General features: G+C 51.9%; 15 protein-coding genes. 10 read left to right on the top strand and 5 right to left on the bottom strand.

Annotated elements, in window-relative coordinates; translation table 11 throughout:
* Positions 1-301: 301 nt before the first annotated feature.
* From uxaC to A0G03_RS06460, 4 genes are all read left to right on the top strand, one after another.
* On the top strand, positions 302-1,711 hold the full coding sequence (uxaC, locus tag A0G03_RS06475) for a glucuronate isomerase (protein ID WP_048258659.1): 1,410 nt from the start codon (positions 302-304) through the stop codon (positions 1,709-1,711).
* A gap of 201 nt (positions 1,712-1,912) precedes the next feature.
* Positions 1,913-3,379, top strand: a complete 1,467-nt coding sequence (locus tag A0G03_RS06470; RefSeq protein WP_048258660.1) for a tagaturonate reductase — start codon at positions 1,913-1,915, stop codon at positions 3,377-3,379.
* Between the two features lie 19 nt (positions 3,380-3,398).
* Complete coding sequence (locus tag A0G03_RS06465) at positions 3,399-4,889, top strand: UxaA family hydrolase (protein WP_048258662.1); 1,491 nt, start codon at positions 3,399-3,401, stop codon at positions 4,887-4,889.
* 89 nt (positions 4,890-4,978) lie between these two features.
* A complete protein-coding gene (locus A0G03_RS06460; protein WP_048258663.1) occupies positions 4,979-5,509 on the top strand; it encodes a YgjV family protein in 531 nt (176 codons plus the stop codon).
* Between the two features lie 146 nt (positions 5,510-5,655).
* Here the strand turns inward: A0G03_RS06460 and A0G03_RS21855 are convergent, their stop codons facing one another.
* From A0G03_RS21855 to A0G03_RS06440, 4 genes are all read right to left on the bottom strand, one after another.
* Positions 5,656-5,838 (bottom strand): hypothetical protein, encoded by a 183-nt coding sequence (locus A0G03_RS21855; protein WP_048258664.1) that lies wholly within the window; start codon positions 5,836-5,838, stop codon positions 5,656-5,658.
* A 114-nt stretch (positions 5,839-5,952) separates the two neighbouring features.
* Entirely contained in the window at positions 5,953-7,200 is a 1,248-nt protein-coding gene (sstT, locus tag A0G03_RS06450; RefSeq protein WP_048258665.1) for a serine/threonine transporter SstT, read from the bottom strand.
* Between the two features lie 455 nt (positions 7,201-7,655).
* Positions 7,656-8,609, bottom strand: coding sequence for a TerC family protein (locus A0G03_RS06445; protein ID WP_011092269.1), 954 nt, complete (start codon positions 8,607-8,609; stop codon positions 7,656-7,658).
* 272 nt (positions 8,610-8,881) lie between these two features.
* Positions 8,882-9,880 (bottom strand): Gfo/Idh/MocA family protein, encoded by a 999-nt coding sequence (locus A0G03_RS06440; protein WP_048258666.1) that lies wholly within the window; start codon positions 9,878-9,880, stop codon positions 8,882-8,884.
* A 161-nt stretch (positions 9,881-10,041) separates the two neighbouring features.
* Here A0G03_RS06440 and rlmG point away from each other — a divergent pair, with 161 nt between their 5' ends.
* Positions 10,042-11,181 (top strand): 23S rRNA (guanine(1835)-N(2))-methyltransferase RlmG, encoded by a 1,140-nt coding sequence (gene rlmG / locus A0G03_RS06435; protein ID WP_048258667.1) that lies wholly within the window; start codon positions 10,042-10,044, stop codon positions 11,179-11,181.
* Between the two features lie 16 nt (positions 11,182-11,197).
* Here rlmG and A0G03_RS06430 read toward each other — a convergent pair whose 3' ends face one another.
* Positions 11,198-13,231, bottom strand: a complete 2,034-nt coding sequence (locus A0G03_RS06430; protein WP_048258669.1) for an NADPH-dependent 2,4-dienoyl-CoA reductase — start codon at positions 13,229-13,231, stop codon at positions 11,198-11,200.
* 215 nt (positions 13,232-13,446) lie between these two features.
* Here A0G03_RS06430 and A0G03_RS06425 point away from each other — a divergent pair, with 215 nt between their 5' ends.
* The 5 genes from A0G03_RS06425 (at position 13,447) to A0G03_RS06405 (ending at position 18,841) form a co-directional block, all read left to right on the top strand.
* Positions 13,447-13,743, top strand: a complete 297-nt coding sequence (locus A0G03_RS06425) for a hypothetical protein (RefSeq protein ID WP_011092273.1) — start codon at positions 13,447-13,449, stop codon at positions 13,741-13,743.
* 265 nt (positions 13,744-14,008) lie between these two features.
* Complete coding sequence (gene spy / locus A0G03_RS06420) at positions 14,009-14,497, top strand: ATP-independent periplasmic protein-refolding chaperone Spy (protein ID WP_048258670.1); 489 nt, start codon at positions 14,009-14,011, stop codon at positions 14,495-14,497.
* Positions 14,498-14,695: 198 nt separating this feature from the next.
* Complete coding sequence (locus A0G03_RS06415) at positions 14,696-16,165, top strand: GGDEF domain-containing protein (RefSeq protein WP_048258672.1); 1,470 nt, start codon at positions 14,696-14,698, stop codon at positions 16,163-16,165.
* A gap of 71 nt (positions 16,166-16,236) precedes the next feature.
* The gene (copM, locus tag A0G03_RS06410; protein ID WP_048258674.1) at positions 16,237-16,599 is read left to right on the top strand and encodes a CopM family metallochaperone; all 363 of its coding nucleotides are present in this window, start codon (positions 16,237-16,239) and stop codon (positions 16,597-16,599) included.
* A 325-nt stretch (positions 16,600-16,924) separates the two neighbouring features.
* Complete coding sequence (locus A0G03_RS06405; RefSeq protein WP_048258675.1) at positions 16,925-18,841, top strand: beta-glucoside-specific PTS transporter subunit IIABC; 1,917 nt, start codon at positions 16,925-16,927, stop codon at positions 18,839-18,841.
* Positions 18,842-18,852: the final 11 nt, after the last annotated feature.

Here is an 18,852-nt window from a genome sequence, read left to right as displayed (position 1 = left end):
CCCTTCTCTTTATGAGATAGCGATTGAATCCCTGCTTAAGGCAGCGCTACAATAATTTGTCATACAACTTTAAAAGTTGAGTGATATCACAAAACCATTATTTTTATGCGGAATAACGAATTCCTCGTTTAAACCGAGAGAGACGAGGCATTTAAGGCGATAAGTGCTGGGTTATTGTACTGTTTGTTACATTTTTGCGATCATGACCTCACAAATACTGTGAGATATCGCGCATAATTGGTGTGATATCTTTTAACGACCAACCCATTTGGTGCACAAGAAGCACGGTAAGGAAGAAAACATGCCCCAGTTTCTGAGTGAAGATTTTCTGTTAGATACTGAATTTGCTCGTCGCCTTTATCATGAGTATGCCGTCGATCAACCCATCTTTGATTACCACTGTCATTTACCGCCTGAGCAGATCGCGGAAAACTATCGTTTCAAAAATTTGTATGACATCTGGTTGAAGGGCGATCACTACAAATGGCGTGCGATGCGTACCAACGGCGTGCCTGAGCGCTTGTGTACGGGTGATGCCAGCGACTGGGAAAAATTTGAAGCCTGGGCCGCAACCGTGCCGCACACCATCGGCAACCCGCTTTACCACTGGACACATCTGGAACTGCGCCGTCCGTTTGGCGTAACGGGCACGCTGCTGTCGCCAGGCACGGCAAAAGACATCTGGGATCGCTGTAATGCGATGCTGGAGCGTGATGATTTTACTGCGCGCGGCATCATGCAGCAGATGAATGTGAAAATGGTCGGTACGACAGACGATCCGATTGACGATCTGCGCCACCATAAAGCCGTTGCTCAGGATTCAAGCTTCTCTATCAAAGTGTTGCCGAGCTGGCGCCCAGATAAAGCGTTCAACATTGAGTTGGCAACCTTTAACGACTATATGGCGAAGTTGGGTGAAGTCTCTGACACCGACATTCGTCGCTTCAGCGATCTGCAAACAGCGCTGACCAAGCGTCTGGATCACTTTGCGGCGCACGGCTGTAAAGTATCTGACCATGCGCTGGATGTGGTGATGTTTGCCGAAGCGGATGACGCAACGCTGGACAAAATTCTGGCGCGTCGCCTTGCTGGCGAAACGCTGAGCGAACATGAAGTGGCACAGTTCAAGACGGGTGTTCTGGTTTGGTTGGGTGCGGAATACGCGCGTCGCGGCTGGGTTCAGCAGTATCACATTGGCGCACTGCGCAACAATAACCTTCGTCAGTTCAAGCTGCTGGGGCCGGATGTGGGCTTCGACTCCATCAACGACCGTCCGCTGGCTCAGGAACTGTCTCGCCTGCTCAGCAAGCAGAATGAAGAAAATCTGCTGCCGAAAACCATCCTTTACTGCCTGAATCCACGTGATAACGAAGTGCTCGGCACCATGATTGGCAACTTCCAGGGCGAAGGGATGCCGGGCAAGATGCAGTTCGGTTCCGGCTGGTGGTTCAACGATCAGAAAGATGGCATGCAACGCCAGATGACTCAGTTAGCACAACTTGGTTTGCTGAGCCGCTTTGTCGGCATGCTGACCGATAGCCGTAGCTTCCTGTCTTATACCCGTCATGAATATTTCCGCCGCATTCTGTGCCAGATGATTGGCCGCTGGGTGGAAGATGGCGAAGCGCCAGCAGATCTGCCGTTGCTGGGCGAAATGGTGAAAAACATCAGTTTCGATAACGCTAAAAACTATTTTGCCATCGAGCTGTAATTCCGCCGCGTCGTAAGGTGTGAATTGCGCGAGATACGCGGCAGTAAGATTCCCAAAGGGGCTTACGCCGCGGCTCTCGATGCCTCGGTCTTTTGTCATCAGCGCGCGTGGTGATTTGGTGCTGGTGAATATGAATATAGGGATGACGGTGGTCGATCGGTCGTGCCCTGAATGTGAGATTCGTCCTAAGGTAGCCTGTTAATGCAAATGTTAAATCGTCGTAACTTCCCCGGTCGTCAACACCCGGATCGTGTTATTCAATTTGGTGAAGGCAATTTCCTGCGCGCTTTTGTGGATTGGCAGTTGGATTTGCTGAATGAACACACCGATTTGGATGCGGGTATTGTCGTGGTTCGCCCGATCGATTCTGATTTCCCGCCCGCGCTGGACACTCAGGATGGGCTTTACACCACTATTATCCGTGGCCTGAACGAGCAGGGTGAGGCGGTTCGTGAACCGCGTCTAATCCGTTCAGTAAACCGTGAAATCAACGTGTACCGTCAGTTCGATGAATATCTGGCTCTGGCGCACGATCCAAACATTCGCTTCGTTTTCTCTAATACCACAGAAGCGGGTATCAGCTATCACGCAGATGACCGCCTGAGCGATGCTCCACCTGTCAGTTTCCCGGCGAAATTAACCCGTCTGCTGTATGAGCGCTTCTGCCATTTTGACGGCGCGGCGGATAAAGGCTGGGTGCTGCTGCCGTGCGAACTGATTGATTACAACGGTGTAGCACTGAAAGAGCTGGTACTGCGTTATGCCGCGCAGTGGGAACTGACGCCAACGTTTACCGCCTGGCTGAACGATCACAATACTTTCTGCTCGACGCTGGTTGACCGTATTGTCACAGGTTACCCGCGTGCCGAAGTTGAGGCGTTACAGCAGGAGATGGGCTATCAGGATACATTCTGGGATACAGCGGAACATTTCTATCTGTTCGTGATTCAGGGGCCACAGTGGCTGGCAGACGAATTACGCCTGAACAAGCTGGATCTGAACGTCCGTATCGTTGATGACATCAAGCCATATAAAGAACGCAAAGTGGCGATTCTCAACGGTGCGCATACCGCGCTGGTGCCGGTCGCATTCCTGGCAGGTCTGGATACCGTTGGCGAGTCAATGAATGATGCCCTGATTGGCAAATTCGTGGAAAAGACCATTGCCGAAGAGATTGTGCCGGTATTGGATTTACCGCATGACGAGCTGACCTCGTTTGCTCAGGCCGTGCTAAGCCGCTTCCGCAACCCGTTCATTCAGCACCAGCTGTTGTCTATCTCGCTGAATGGCATGACCAAATTCCGCACCCGCATTCTGCCGCAGTTGCTGACTTACCGTGAACGTCACGGGGAACTGCCTGCGCGCTTGACGTTTGCGCTAGCGGCTCTGATTGCATTCTATCGCGGCGAACGCAGCGGTGAAGGAGATGCGTTACAAACCTATCCATTGCAGGATGATGCACACTGGTTGGAGCGTTATTCCACGCTGTGGGCGGGCGTAAAAGAAAACACTGTCAGCCTGGCTGAGCTGGTGAATGTAGTACTGCGCGATGCAGACCACTGGGAACAGGATTTAACGCAGGTTCCTGGTTTGGCTGCGCAGGTGACTGAACAGTTACAAACCATTGTTGAACGCGGTATGCGCTCAGCCGTGGAAGGTTATTGCTAATCAGCAAGAAGGGTTATCCATGCAAAGTATTATAAAAATTCATTCTCTGGACAATGTGGCTGTCGCCCTGCGTGATGTCGAGCAAGGCGAAACGGTGTCGGTGGATAGCCATACGGTGACACTTCAGCAACCTGTCGTGCGCGGACATAAGTTCGCGCTAGAAACCATCGCACCGGGAGAAATGATTACCAAGTATGGCCTGCCGATCGGCCATGCATTGGTGTCTATTGCTCCCGGAGAACATATTCACTCCCAGAATGCGAAAACCAATCTGAGCGATCTGGATGAATATCAGTACCAGCCTGAATTTCTCGAACTGCCTGCACAGATGGGCGATCGGGACGTGCAGCTTTATCGCCGCAAAAATGGCGATGTCGGTATCCGTAATGAACTGTGGATCCTGCCAACCGTCGGTTGCGTGAACGGGATTGCTCGCCAGATTCAGCAGCGTTTCCTGAAAGAAACCAATGATGCTGAAGGTATCGACGGCGTTTACCTGTTTAGCCATACCTTCGGCTGTTCACAGCTCGGTCAGGATCACGAGAATACCCGCACGATGCTGCAAAACATGGTGCGTCACCCGAATGCCGGTGCGGTGTTGGTGATCGGTCTGGGATGTGAAAACAACCAGGTTGACGCGTTCCGCAGCACATTGGGTGGTTTTGATTCTGACCGCGTCACGTTCATGGTATGTCAGCAGCAGGACGATGAGGTTGAAGCCGGTCTGGAGCGTCTGCACACGCTGTATGAAGCGATGCGCCATGACAAACGCGAACCGGGTAAGCTGAGCGAACTGAAGTTTGGTTTGGAATGCGGTGGCTCCGATGGGCTGTCTGGTATTACGGCCAATCCGTTGTTAGGCCGTTTCTCCGACTATCTGATCGCCAACGGTGGCACGACTGTGCTGACCGAAGTACCGGAAATGTTCGGTGCGGAACGTATTCTGATGAGCCGCTGCCGTGATGAAGCCACGTTTGAGAAAACGGTGCACATGGTGAATGACTTCAAACAGTATTTCATCGCGCACAACCAGCCGATTTATGAGAACCCATCGCCGGGTAACAAGGCGGGCGGGATCACTACGCTGGAAGAGAAATCACTGGGCTGTACGCAAAAAGCGGGGCAGAGCAAGGTGGTGGACGTGCTGAAATATGGTGAGCGCTTACACACTCCAGGGCTTAACCTACTCAGCGCGCCGGGGAATGATGCTGTAGCAACCAGCGCGCTGGCGGGCGCGGGTTGTCATATGGTGCTGTTCAGTACCGGGCGCGGCACACCTTACGGCGGATTTGTCCCTACCGTAAAACTGGCGACCAACAGCGAGCTGGCGAAGAAGAAACCGCACTGGATTGATTTCGATGCGGGGCGTCTGATCCACGATATGCCGATGGATGAACTGCTAAGTCAGTTTGTGGAGCTGATTGTCGAGACTGCTGACGGTAAGCTGACGAAGAATGAAGTGAATGACTTCCGTGAATTAGCCATATTTAAGAGCGGTGTAACGTTGTAAATATCATCCATTCCAATTAAAATAAAACGGCGTTTCATTTTCATAATGGCGCCGTTTTTTTTCGCAGCAACTTTTTAGAGGCAGGGATCATGACACAGTATTGGATTGCCCAGTCTGTTGGTGTACTGGCGTTTCTGGTCGGTATCACCATGTTTTTCAACCGTAACGATAAAAAATTCAAAATACAGCTATCGGCATACAGCGCCGTGATTGGCCTACATTTCTTTCTGATGGGAGCAAATGCGGCGGGCGCCAGCGCAGTGTTGAACTCGGCGCGTACGCTCATTTCTCTGAAAACACACAATATTATTGTGATGTTTGTCTTTATTTCGCTCACGCTGCTGTTTGGTTTGTCGGGCATGCGTCATGCGATGGAACTGTTGCCGATAGCCGGTACGGTCGTCAGTACCTGGGCGCTGTTCCGCACCTCTGGGTTAACGACTCGCTGCGTGATGTGGTGTTCAACTGCTGGCTGGGTTGCGCACAATATCTGGCTGGGCTCGATTGGTGGATCGCTGATCGAAGGCAGCTTCCTGCTGATGAATGGCTTTAACATCATCCGCTTCTGGCGCATGCAGCAGCGCGGCATCGATCCTTTTAGCATAGAGAAGAAAGCATAATTTCAGGTTTTGCTTTGGTCGAGATGCGGAAGTAAATCTGTTTTCTACATAACTAAGTTCCTCCTTCTGCGAGGAGCTGCTTCTTAGTCATATTTTTATGCAGATGTGGAAAGGGTTTCGTGCGCCACAATACCGCCATTTTCATGCTACCTCGTAGCACGCGCCCGACACAGGGCGGCTAAGTCGCCGTCGCCCTGTGAACCCTGGCTTCCGGCTAAATTATGTCGCTGCGCGATACCTTCGTCGGTATCAGGCTTAACGGACCGCTTGCGACACGTTCCCGACGTGGCGCAAGCTTTCGCCGCATCCATGCGGCTCATCCTAAGCATGCTATCTCCTCAGCATAATTTCTTATGCCGAATGACTGACAACAGACTTGCGCTACTACACTACGCGTGGCTAAGAGGCCGCCTATCGAAGGGGGGAGCTACCCCCTAAATAGATTACAGCAGATTCAAACGCTCTTTTTCCGCCAGTTTGGCATCTTCCGCGTGGCACACGGCGGCGATGAACATCACATCCGTTGAGGAGTTCACCGCAGTTTCTGCCGAGTCCTGCAAGACGCCGATGATGAAGCCAACCGCAACGACCTGCATGGCGATATCGTTGGAAATACCAAACATGCTGCACGCCAGCGGGATCAGCAACAGTGAACCACCTGCTACGCCCGATGCGCCACAGGCACACAGCGATGCCACGACGCTGAGCAGAAGCGCCGTCGGCACGTCGATCTGAATGCCCAACGTATGTGCGGCGGCCAGCGTCAGTACCGTGATGGTAATCGCTGCACCTGCCATATTGATGGTGGCACCCAGCGGGATGGCGACGGAATACGTGTCTTCATCCAGATTCAACTTGCGGCACAGCTCCATATTTACCGGGATATTAGCGGCGGAACTGCGGGTGAAGAAGGCGGTCACACCGCTCTCACGCAGGCAGCGCAGCACCAGTGGATAAGGGTTGCTGCGAATCTTCCAGTAAACGATCAATGGGTTGACCACCAGCGCGACCAGCAGCATGCCGCCGATCAGTACCATCAGCAGATGAGCATAGCCCCACAGTGCACCGAAGCCGGTTTCCGCCAGCGTTGACGCCACCAGACCGAAAATCCCCAGCGGCGCGAAGCGAATCACCACGCGCACAATCATGGTGACCGCGTTGGAGGCATCGTTAATCATGTTCTTTGTGCTATCTGAACCGTGACGGAACGCAATGCCTAGCCCAACGGCCCAGACCAGAATACCGATGTAATTCGCATTCAGCAGCGCGTGAATTGGGTTGGCGATGACGCTCATCAACAGCCCCTCCAGCACTTCGACAATACCTGACGGCGGCGTGATGTCGGCGGCCTGCGCGTTGAGCGCGAGCGTGGAAGGGAAGAGGACGCTTAGCACGACGGCAATCAGTGCCGCAGAGAAGGTGCCGATGAGATAGAGAAACAGCACAGGGCGGATATTGGTTTTCTGCCCTTGCTGGTGGTTGGCGATAGAGGCCATGACCAGAACCAATACCAAAATCGGCGCGACGGCTTTCAGTGCGCCGACGAACAGCGTTCCCAATAAACCGGCAGCCAGCGCGGCCTGCGTAGATAGAGAGGCCAGAATAATACCGGCCGCAAGCCCCAGAAGGATCTGTTGAACCAGACTACCGCGAGTAATGTATTGCAAAAAGCGAGACTGTTGAGTTTCCATAATTTTGACGGTGTAACCGTTCCGTTTAGTGATTGTGTGTACGGAGCTGACACCTCTGGCATGTGCCGGGTGGTTTTTTCTTTCCGTAACTAAATGTGTTTGCATGTATCAGTATATGAAAATTTACTTTTGAGAAAAGCGATGATGTGGTTTTTTATGACGGACATCCTTGTCCGTCACCCTTCGGGCCGTTGCTGCGCAACGTTGAAAAACGCTCCCGACGTTTTTTTATGACGGACATCCTTGTCCGTCACCCTTCGGGCCGTTGCTGCGCAACGTTGAAAAACGCTCCCGACGTTTTTTTATGACGGACATCCTTGTCTATCACCCTTTTGGCCGTTGCTGTGTAGCACTGATTTTCGCGCAGAACGTGCGTGGGAATGATTGAATATGGAAACTTGAATGAGGGAAGACATCTCCGCACAGCGGGAGCCGTGCGGAGAGGAAGAAAAGGATTAACGCTCGGCGCGTTTGTTCACCCAGACGTTGATCAGCATGGTAATGATCAGGATGCTGGCAACGACGCCCAGAGAAATCGCCACTGGAATATGGAAAATGTCGATGAGCATCATCTTGGTACCAATGAAGATCAGGATGACGGCCAGACCATATTTCAACAGCGAGAAGCGTTCAGCCACACCAGCCAGCAGGAAGTACATCGCACGTAGGCCCAGAATAGCGAACAGGTTAGACGTCAGCACAATAAAGGGATCGGTCGTAACGGCGAAAATAGCCGGGATACTGTCAACGGCGAAAATCACGTCGCTGATTTCAACCATAATCAGCACCAAAAACAGCGGCGTGGCAAACAGTATGCCGTTACGACGGACAAAGAATTTATCGTTCTCGATGCTATCCGTCATGCGCAGATGGCTACGCAGCCAGCGCACCAGCGGTTTGTCACCGATCGCTCCATCACCTTCTTTAGCCAGTGCCATTTTAAGACCGGTGAACAGCAGGAACGCGCCGAACACATAGAGCAGCCACTGGAATTGTGTGACGAGCCAACTGCCGCCAAACACCATCAGCGTTCTGAGAACGATGGCACCCAGCACGCCGTAAATAAGCACGCGACGTTGGTATTGCGGAGGAACGGCGAAGTAGCCGAAGAGCATCAGCCAGACGAAGACGTTATCGACGGCTAGCGCTTTCTCGATCAAATAACCGGTCAGGAAGGCCAGCGACTGTGCGTTAGCGACTTCGCGGCCTACTGTGCCGTCCAAATACCACCAGAAACCGGCGTTGAACAGCAGAGAAAGCGTGACCCAGATGATCGACCAGACGGCAGCCTGTTTGAACGTCATTACCGTCGACCCTTTGCGCCCTTGATAGAGCAGGTCGATGGCCAGCATCACTATAACAATGGCAGCGAAGCTGCCCCATAACCATGGCGTGCCGATGGTGTGCATAGCAAGATCCTTAAATAGAAACAAAAACGGCCAACATCGGAAGGACGCTGGCCGCTTGTTATTAAAGCTGCAAATGCACCTCGCCTCCCGGCAAGGTCTCACTTACAACGTTAATGAAGCTGTTTCATTAAGAATCAAGCTTTTCATCAAAGTTGCCCAGTAACCGGATGCGGTAAGCATCGTAATGACGATTAGCTGGCGGAAAAGTTACTCCCCTTTGCCTGACAGAAGATAGGTGAAAAGATGATCTTGGTCAAATAATTATCACCGTCTTATTCCGCATTTCCCGGCGTCGCGGCATCGGCAGGAAACACGACACCCGTTTGGCGGCGAATTTCCGTCAGCAGTCCAGCAACGGTGCGTGATCGTGCCAGTTCTGCATGGTTGATGTCGTTATCGTTCACCAGTGTGGCAAAGGTTTCTGCTTCGTACAGCATGCTATTGATATGCTGTGGCTGGCTGAGATCTAACTGCTTGCCTTCACGCGGGATGAATTTCACGTTATGGCATTCGGAGACTTTTTCAATCACCAGCGAACCGTCTTCCCCTTGAATTTCGCTGGGAATGGCGGAGTGGCTGACTTTGGAATGGACGATGGTGACATCGAAATCGCCATAATTCAGGATGATGCTGCCGTGTGCGTCCACACCGCTTTCCAACAGCGTCGCGCTGGCCTGCGTAGTACAAGGCTCTCCCCACAGCGCCACGGCGAAGGCCAGACAGTAGTAGCCGATATCCATGATGGAACCGTTGGAAAACGCCGGATTGAACGTATTCGGGTTCTCGCCAGCCAGATAGCGCGGGTAGCGTGAGGAATACTGGCAGTAGCTCAGCACCACTTTACGCAATCTGCCGACTTTCGGCAGTGCCTGCTGCACCACGCTAAAGTTAGGCAGGCTGGCAGTTTTAAACGCTTCAAATAGCACCACCTGATTTTCTCTGGCACAGGCGATCATTTGTTCGACTTCATAGCGGTTGGACGCCAGCGGTTTTTCACAGATGACATGCTTACCGTGGCTCAGGAAGAGCAGGGCCTGTTCGCAGTGCAGTGAGTTAGGGCTTGCCAGATACACGGCGTCGATAAGGTCGGATTTCGCCATGGCTTCCAGTGAATCAAAGAGCGTATCCACCATGTAATCGGCTTGAAATGGCTGTGCTTTTTCTGCCGTTCGGGAATAGATGGCGGTGAGCTTCAATTTGCCAGTTTCATGGGCGGCATCAACAAACTGACGGGTGATCCAACTGGTTCCTACAATAGCGAAGCGAATCATAAGCGTTTGGTATCCTGAGGGCATCGGTGATGAATAGGCAGATTATCACGGTGAAATGACAAGGCAACGTCAATCATTTCCCTTTCTGGCAGAGAAAAGCATTTACTGATGGGCTATTTTAAGGGATAAACAGCGCAAATTTTATGATGTAGGAGAGGCTAATGAGCCAACTCGAATTGGAAACGTGCAACCTGACGTTGGTGCGTTACCCTCAGGTCGCTGAAAACTCGGCGCTACAGGCGTGGGATGCCGCAGATGAATACCTGCTGCGTGAACTCGGCACCATGGAAATCGCGCCGGGTCCGCGCCTGATTTTCAATGATACGTTCGGTGCGCTGGCCTGCGGTTTGCAAGCGCAGTCGCCTGTCAGTATCAGCGACTCTTATCTCAGCCAACTGGCGACGCGGCATAATCTGGAACTGAACGGCTATGATGCCGATGCGGTAACGCTGTTGGATAGCATGGCAGAGTTGCCTGATGCGCCTGCTCTGGTGGTAATGAAAATACCCAAGACAATCGCGCTGCTGGAACAGCAGTTGAGAATGTTGCGTAAGGTGGTCACGCCGCAAACGCGTATTATTGCCGGGGCGAAGGCGCGGGATATTCATACTTCTACGCTGCAGCTGTTTGAGCGCGTGATGGGGCCGACGAAAACCTCGCTGGCTTGGAAAAAGGCGCGTCTGGTTCACTGTGAGTGGGCGGAGCTCAAAGTCAGTGAGCAGTCACTTACTACTGAGTGGGAGCTGGATGGTTACGGCTATCGTATTCAAAACCATGCTAACGTGTATTCGCGTAATGGGTTGGATATCGGCGCACGTTTCTTTATGCAGCATTTGCCGGAACAGATAGACGGTAAGATCATCGATCTCGGTTGTGGCAACGGTGTCATTGGGTTGGCCGCGCTGAAAGCCAACCCGGACGCCACCGTCGGCTTCTTTGATGAATCCTACATGGCGGTGGCCTCGAGTCAGATTAACGTTGAGGTTAACTGCCCGGAGGATGTCGAGCGCTGTAGCTTCGTGGTGAACAACGGGTTGTCCCGCGTTAGGCGCGATACATTGCAGGCAGTGCTGTGTAATCCGCCATTTCATCAGTTACAGGCTGTGACCGATGAAATCGCCTGGCAGATGTTTATGGATGCCCGCCGTTGCCTTCAGGTTGGTGGAGAGCTGCGTATCGTGGGTAATCGCCATCTGGATTACTTCCACAAACTGAAGCGTTTGTTCGGCAACTGTGAAACGATCGCAAGCAACACGAAGTTCGCCGTGCTGCGTGCGGTTAAAACGAATTCGTCCCGTTAAGCTGTTTCTGCCTAAACTACAACGTTAACGCTAGCCGGGTGGCCTGATCGATTGCCCGGCGAGCGTCTAATTCCTGTGCCACATCTGCACCGCCAATCAGATGAACATGACACCCTGCAGCCAGTAAGGGGTCATACAGTTTTCGGTTAGGCTCCTGACCAGCACAAATAATGATGTTATCCACCGGCAGACAGCGCGTTTGCTGGTCGTGGATAATGTGCAGCCCCTCATCATCAATATGGTGATATTCCACGCCGCCCAGCATCGTCACACCGTGGCGCAGCAGCGTAGTGCGGTGTATCCAGCCTGTCGTTTTCCCCAAATTTTCGCCGGGCTTGCCCGTCTTCCGCTGTAATAAGGTAATGTCCCGTGAGTGAGGCAGCTCGTTAGCGTGATGGGGCAACAAACCGCCTCGGTGCTGTAACTGCTTATCAATCCCCCATTCCGCATAAAAGTCGCCGTCCAACTGAGAAGTGAGGGGGTTGGGACGATGGTTGTGATTAAGGAGATAGTGCGCAGTATCAAACCCGATGCCGCCTGCACCGATGATCGCCACGCGTTTGCCGACTGGCTTTTTGTCGTGCAGTACGTCCAGATAGCTCAGCACGCTAGGGTGATCGATGCCAGCAATCGCGGGGATTCGTGGCACGATGCCAGAGGCCAGAATGATGTCATCAAAACCGAGTAAATCAGCGGTGGTTGCTTGAGTGCTCAGGCGAAGCGTGACGCCGTGCAGTTCTAGCTGTCGACGGTAGTAGCGCAGCGTTTCATAAAATTCCGCTTTACCGGGAATCTGTTTGGCAATATTGAACTGTCCGCCGATATAGGAAGACGCTTCAAACAGCGTGACCTGATGGCCGCGTGCGGCGGCGTTGACGGCAAAGGCCATGCCTGCGGGACCAGCGCCGACTACCGCAAAGCGTTTACTGACTCGCGCGGGTTGGATAGGTAGTTCGGTTTCATGGCAGGCGCGTGGGTTGACCAGACAAGAGGTGACCTTGCCAGCGAAAATCTGATCGAGGCAGGCCTGATTGCAGCCGATGCAGGTATTGATTTCATCGGCACGCCCTGATTGTGCTTTTGCCACCAGTTCGGCATCGGCGAGAAAAGGACGCGCCATCGATACCATGTCGGCGCAGCCCTCAGCCAGCAACTGTTCCGCCACGCTGGGATCGTTAATACGGTTAGTGGTAATCAGCGGGATGCGGACTTTCCCCATCAGCTTCTTTGTCACCCAGCCGAATGCGCCGCGTGGCACCAGCGTGGCGATAGTCGGAATTCGCGCTTCATGCCAGCCGATACCAGTATTGATGAGGGTGGCACCCGCTTGTTCAATTGCCTGTGCCAGTTGAACAATTTCCTGCCAGCTTGAGCCTTCTTCTATCAGGTCGAGCATAGACAAGCGGTAGATCAGGATGAAATCAGGCCCCGTTCGTTCCCGTACGGCACGGACAATTTCAAGCGCGAAACGGCAGCGGCGTTGAAAGTCACCGCCCCATTCGTCATCGCGATGATTGGTATGCGTCACCAGAAACTGATTAATCAGGTAACCTTCCGAGCCCATAATTTCCACACCATCGTAACCTGCTTGCTGCGCTAGCCCGGCACAACGGGCAAAGTCGGCGATGGTTTGCACAATATCCTGCGTACTCATTGCACGTGGCGCAAAGCGGTTAATCGGTGCCTGAATCGCTGATGGTGCAACCGGATCGGGCTGATAGCTGTAGCGTCCGGCGTGGAGAATCTGCAGCGCGATTTTCCCTCCGGCGTCGTGTACCGCCTGTGTCAGAACCTGATGATGCGCCAACTGTGCGTTGTCGTGCAGAGTCGCGCCCCCTTTGGCGACGGCGCCTTTTTCATTTGGCGCAATACCGCCCGTAACAATCAGGCCAACGCCGCCCCGCGCGCGCTCGTGGTAAAATGCCGCCAGCCTTTCGGTGCCATCTGAGTGTTCCTCCAAACCGGTATGCATGGATCCCATCACAACGCGGTTCTTTAACGTCGTGAAGCCAAGATCAAGTGGGGAAAGCAGCGTAGGGTAGGCAGTCATTACACTCTCCGGCGAAGTTAACTGGTCTGATGAGTTATGGTGTTCAATCTAGCCGTAATTGAGTGAGTTGTGAAATTTATGTTTATTTATTGTGATTAATGTCATTGCCGATTGTAGGGGGAACCGCGCGTACGCAAGGGATCGTGCGCTGGAATGTTTGTTGTCAGGGGCGTGTGACATTATAATCCGCGGGTTTATTGGGCAAAGGTATCGTTATGCGGGTGGAAGAGTTGGAATATCGGCTGGATAGCGCGCTTCAGGCGTTAGAGCAAAGCGTTCAGCGTCAGCAGCAGACATGGCGGCAGGAACATCAGTCCCTTCAGCAGCAGTTGCTTCAGGCTCAAGAGCGTGATGCTTACCTTTGTACGCAGATTGAACGGCTTTCTGCACAGCTTAGCTCAATGGATAGTTCGCCGGAGCGAAATCCGCTGATTCAAAAAATGAAAGTCATTCATGCCCACCTTGATGCGTTGGCACAAGACGCTACCGCCTTTAGGCGTTCACTTCCGTAAGCGCACTGCCAGCATTTTTACGCTATTGGCTCGTGGTGCTGTAAAAAAGCACCAAGGGTAAAGCAGTAATATCGTGCCACGTTGTTCACGTAATACTCCCGCTCCTTACACAATTCCTCCTCATTCTCCACAATTGCCGCAAATGTGGAGCCGACACTTGCAGAGATTTACCCTTACTCTAATTAACTGAAGGTGTTGGGCCTATACTTTCTCTCGTAGCACGGCACTCGCCGTCGACAAGTCAATTCAGAGAGAGGAATAAAATATGCGTAAACTCACTGCAATGCTGGTTGCTTCTTCTTTGGCATTGGGCGCGGCAGGTCTCGCGCATGCTAATGAAGCACCGAAAGGTCCTGGCTCGGAACACAAGATGATGATGAAAGAGGGTCGGGAGCATCGTGGCATGATGGGGCCGGATGCGATGTTTAAGGAGCTGAATTTGACGGAAGCGCAGAAGCAGCAAATTAAAGACATCATGAAAGATTCCCGCGAGAAAATGCACAAAGCTATGCAGGATGATCGTCGTGATATGCATAGCCTGGTTGCATCAGATACGTTTGATGCCGCGAAAGCACAGGCCCAGTTGGATAAAGCCGATGCCGTACACAAGGCCAGAATGCTGAGCGGGCTGGAAACCAAAAACAAAATTTACAATGTTTTGACGCCAGAGCAGAAGAAGCAGTACAACGACAGTTTTGAAAAACGACTGACTCAACCGCCAAAACCTGACGGCAAGCCCGTTCCTGCGGAATAATTCGTTCACACGATACCTGAGATACCTAAGTTAGTAAGACCACCGGATTGACGTATTACCTCACGGGGAATGCATCAGTCCGGTGGTTTTTTTATTTATTTTCCCCTCATCCATCACACTGTGAGTAGGGAAATGATTAATGTTATTCTCACGGGAGACAGCAGGCGGGACTATTGGATAGCGGGCGGTAAAGGACAGATGAATAACGATTTGACGTTGAAAACTATAAAATTCATGCCGCTTCTGTTTCTGACCACTCTAATAGTGAGCTGTCTGGGATTTCGGTTTCGAGTGCTGGATGAACTGTCGCTGTTTTGGCCCGCTAATATGCTGGTTTTTTGTCTCATGATTAGTTTCAGGGCCAGAAAAGGGACGATAAAAGGTAAAACATTCTCGATCGGTATGGGTTTTTTAGTGGGCTATGCGGCGATGCTGTCGGCAGCGTTACTGATGGATAATAACTCGCCATTAAAAACCAAGGTACTGTTATGTTTGTGCAATATTATCTTTGTGGTGGCGGCCTGGTGCGCCTTTTGCCTGATGTGCCGGTTTACCGGAAAGTGGTCGACATTTGAAAAATTCAGCAAGTATTACGTCTATATTATTTTCGCTTCGACGTTTGTAGGCGCGTTCTCATCAGGTGTGGCTTATGGATTCTATGCGTATGTCTACGATGTTGGGAATCACTATGATGAATTTATGGACTGGTTCAGTGAACAACTGGGAACCGGTATTATTCTCGCGTTCTTTTTCCTGCGGGGTAAAGACATCCTGCGGGCGCTACGGAATATTCCGCTTTGTCCTAAGCACATCAGAGAAAATATTTTTCCCTTTCTGGTCTTCATTATTTTCTTATTGGTTAGCCTGTTTTTTCTGGACGCCAGTCTTATTACACTGTCCGTTATTCCACTTACGCTGTGCGCGTTCAATTACTCTTTCCCGATTATGTCGTTGCTCTGTGCGATTACGGGCGTAATACTAAATTATCTCTATATTAATCAGGTCGGTATACTCATAGATTCAAATTCCGAAGCGTACATTAATTCGTTTCTCACCACGGCACGGCTGAATATAGCGATGCTCATTATGGCGATGTTAAGCGTCTCGCATTTTGTCTCGATGAACCGGCGACTGATTAAAATCATCGAAGGTAACAGCCTGAAGGATGCACTTACGAATACCTTCAATCGTCGCGCTTTTCTCAGTATGTTGAACGTGAGACAGGGCGTGCTGATGAATAAGAGAAAACGTCAAATAACGCTGCTATTTCTGGATATCGATTATTTTAAGCAGGTCAACGATACCTACGGCCATGCCTGTGGTGATGAATTGATCGCCAGCTTTGCCCGTATGCTGAGCGCCAATATTCGACCGAGCGACATTCTTTGCCGCTGGGGCGGGGAAGAGTTCATTATTGCGGCTTACGACCTGACGGATGAGCAGTCTGAAGCCATGGCTGAAGCGCTGCGGCGTCTTACGGAATCCACTCCGCTTATGCTGTCCGATGGTCGGGAAATTTACTTTACTGTCAGCATCGGCGTTGCCATTTTTTCTCAGTATGAAGGCGGCAATATTTACGATCTCATCGGGCTGGCGGACGAGCAACTCTATAAAGCGAAGGCTCAGGGGCGTAATTGCGTTTGCATGCGCTTGGCCGAGGGCGTCTGAATCTTTTCTTGACCTTCCCCTTACTGGAACGTCTACCCTCAAAAAGCACTGTGACTGATTGAGAGGTTGTGATGAAGAAAGTCCATTTGTTAGTAACGGCGACCTTGCTGGTTCCATTTCTCTCGTTTGCTGCTGACAGCGCCCATAGCGGCCATGGTTCAACGAACGGCGAGTCGTCTTCCCAACAGGCATATACGAAAGGCATGGATGCGATGCATACCGAGATGATGGAAGGTATGAAGTCCAGCGACCCTGATATTGCCTTCGCCAAAGGGATGATTGCGCATCACCGTGGCGCAATTGATATGGCGAAGACGGAACTGCAATACGGCAAAGACCCGGAGCTGCGCAAGCTGGCGGAAGAGATTATCAAAGCCCAGCAGCCGGAGATCGACCAAATGGAAGCCTGGCTGAAGAAGCAGGGCAAACAGTAAATTTGCCGATGGCGTTTCTTTGAGAAGCGCCATTTTGTTTTTACGGCGTCATTGAGTCGTGGATTAGGCAGCTTTGCCTGATTGGCAGAAATTTAGTGACTGTTTTCACAGAATAAAACGTAGAGATAGCTTTCTCTGCGTTAACTTGTTAGAAAACAGGAAAGGACGTCACCAGAATTTTCTGGGCGAGACCTGGATAAAGCAGCGTAGGTAACACGCTGCTTTATCTAGGTTTTTTTTTGCTTATTTTCCAGCTGGCCAGCGGATAACAAGCGGGATGACGTGTATTAGGCAGTCGCAGCCATTGACGAAACGGGAAGTCATTATGAATAGCAAAGTGCTCGCTGAAAATATTCTGGAGTTAGTCGGAGGGGAAACCAACGTTTCTACTCTGGTGCATTGTGCAACACGCTTGCGCTTTAAGATTGTTGATCACGGTAAAGTGGATGTGGCTGCGCTGGAGGCGTTAGAAGGCGTCATTACGGTAATCAATGCTTCCGGGCAGTTGCAGGTGGTTATAGGGAATCGGGTGCCGGAGGTTTACCGGGCCTTTGGGCCGATCTCTACATTGCTGGAAGACGGCGACGGAAAACGCCAGACGGCGGAAAGTGATCAATCGACGTCTGCGATGGGACGATTGATCGATCTGGTTGCCGGCATCTTCACCCCCTTACTGGGAGCGATGGCGGCAGCGGGGGTGCTGAAAGGGGTGCTGGCTATCGTGATTGCGCTCGGCTGGCTCAATACCAAAGAAAGTACCTATGTCATCCTGCATGCGGCGTCCGACAGCCTGTTCTATTTTTTGCCGATGCTGTTGGCGATTACTGCTGCGCGTAAATTCGAAACCAACATTTTTGTGGCGGTGTCGATTGCTGGTGCACTGGTTTACCCGACGATTCAGGGGTTGTTTGATGCTGGTCAGCCTGTGACATTCTTCGGCCTGCCTGTCGTGATGATGAAATACACCTCCTCGGTGATACCGATTATCTTCAGCGTGTGGTTAATGTCGTATATCGAGCGTTTCCTGAATCGCCATATTCACGAAAGCGTGCGCAATATTCTGACGCCGTTCTTCCTGCTGGTGCTGATGGTGCCGCTAACGCTGATGACCATCGGGCCGATTGGGATTTCGGCCAGTAAGCTCATTGCGTCGGTGTTCGTCAATATCTATGAATTCAACCCGATTATTGCCGGGGCGCTTATGGCGGCGTCATGGCAGATCTTAGTGATATTTGGTGTGCACTGGGGCTTTGTCACCGTCTTTATTAACGATCTCTCGGTTATGGGTCACAGTTATCTTAAAGCGGCTTCCAGCCCGTCAGTTTTTGCCCAATCCGGTGCGCTGCTGGGCGTGATGGTGCGAACCAAAGATAAAAAGCTCAAAGCGCTGGCGGGTAGCACCTTTATCGCGTCGCTGTTTGGCATTACGGAACCTGGTGTTTACGGCGTCACATTGAAGCTGAAAAAACCGTTTATCTGCGCGGTGATTGCTGCTGCGCTGGGTGGCGCTATCGTTGGCTATGCGAAAAGTTCGGCGGTTTCGATGGGGATGCCCGGCTTGCTGACGTTGCCGATTTTCTACGGAGAAGGCTTTGTCGGATTCCTCATCGGCTGTGCCATTGCTTTCGTAGCAAGCTTTGTACTGACGTTGATCGTCGGGTTTGACGATCCCGTCCCGCCTGCGGAGAAAGCGTCAACGCCAACGCGTTCGCCATCTACGACACCTGCTGCGCCAGTAGTACGCCAGAACACAAATGCCCTACCGCTGAAAGAGGCTCCGGCGACGGCTGAACCGCTGGGATCGCCAGCAAAAGGTGAGTTGATCCCATTGGAAGAGGTGAACGACAAAGTGTTCTCTTCTGGCGTCGTCGGGCAGGGCGTTGCTATTCTTCCGCAGGAAGGCCGTATCTATTCGCCAGTGGACGGCATAATTGCCAGCACGTTTGCCAGCGGCCATGCCGTCGGTATTCTTTCGCAGAAGGGGGCGGAGATCCTGATTCATGTTGGTATCAATACGGTACAGCTGGAAGGTCAGCATTATCAGATGCACGTTGCAGAAGGCGACAAGGTGAAAAAAGGCCAACTGCTGCTGGAGTTCGATCTGGAAGCGATCCAGAAGGCGGGCTACGACACGGTGACACCTATGGTCATCACGAATGCGGAAGAATATCGCGTATTCAGCCTTGGCGCTGCACGCCAGCCGCAGGCCGGAGAGACGATCATCGTGCTGGCTCATGTTTAATTATCTAATAA

The sequence above is a fragment of the Pectobacterium peruviense genome (assembly GCF_002847345.1).
Lineage (GTDB): Bacteria > Pseudomonadota > Gammaproteobacteria > Enterobacterales > Enterobacteriaceae > Pectobacterium > Pectobacterium peruviense.
The sequence above is the reverse complement of the archived record's forward strand: the minus strand, read 5'-3'. Positions and strand labels throughout refer to the sequence as shown.

Excerpts from the sequence above, each read along its gene's own strand:
- uxaC (WP_048258659.1), top strand. The coding sequence starts at position 302 with ATGCCCCAGTTTCTGAGTGAAGATTTTCTGTTAGATACTGAATTTGCT.
- A0G03_RS06470 (WP_048258660.1), top strand. The coding sequence starts at position 1,913 with ATGCAAATGTTAAATCGTCGTAACTTCCCCGGTCGTCAACACCCGGAT.
- A0G03_RS06465 (WP_048258662.1), top strand. The coding sequence starts at position 3,399 with ATGCAAAGTATTATAAAAATTCATTCTCTGGACAATGTGGCTGTCGCC.
- A0G03_RS06460 (WP_048258663.1), top strand. The coding sequence starts at position 4,979 with ATGACACAGTATTGGATTGCCCAGTCTGTTGGTGTACTGGCGTTTCTG.
- A0G03_RS21855 (WP_048258664.1), bottom strand. The coding sequence starts at position 5,838 with ATGCTTAGGATGAGCCGCATGGATGCGGCGAAAGCTTGCGCCACGTCG.
- sstT (WP_048258665.1), bottom strand. The coding sequence starts at position 7,200 with ATGGAAACTCAACAGTCTCGCTTTTTGCAATACATTACTCGCGGTAGT.
- A0G03_RS06445 (WP_011092269.1), bottom strand. The coding sequence starts at position 8,609 with ATGCACACCATCGGCACGCCATGGTTATGGGGCAGCTTCGCTGCCATT.
- A0G03_RS06440 (WP_048258666.1), bottom strand. The coding sequence starts at position 9,880 with ATGATTCGCTTCGCTATTGTAGGAACCAGTTGGATCACCCGTCAGTTT.
- rlmG (WP_048258667.1), top strand. The coding sequence starts at position 10,042 with ATGAGCCAACTCGAATTGGAAACGTGCAACCTGACGTTGGTGCGTTAC.
- A0G03_RS06430 (WP_048258669.1), bottom strand. The coding sequence starts at position 13,231 with ATGACTGCCTACCCTACGCTGCTTTCCCCACTTGATCTTGGCTTCACG.
- A0G03_RS06425 (WP_011092273.1), top strand. The coding sequence starts at position 13,447 with ATGCGGGTGGAAGAGTTGGAATATCGGCTGGATAGCGCGCTTCAGGCG.
- spy (WP_048258670.1), top strand. The coding sequence starts at position 14,009 with ATGCGTAAACTCACTGCAATGCTGGTTGCTTCTTCTTTGGCATTGGGC.
- A0G03_RS06415 (WP_048258672.1), top strand. The coding sequence starts at position 14,696 with ATGAATAACGATTTGACGTTGAAAACTATAAAATTCATGCCGCTTCTG.
- copM (WP_048258674.1), top strand. The coding sequence starts at position 16,237 with ATGAAGAAAGTCCATTTGTTAGTAACGGCGACCTTGCTGGTTCCATTT.
- A0G03_RS06405 (WP_048258675.1), top strand. The coding sequence starts at position 16,925 with ATGAATAGCAAAGTGCTCGCTGAAAATATTCTGGAGTTAGTCGGAGGG.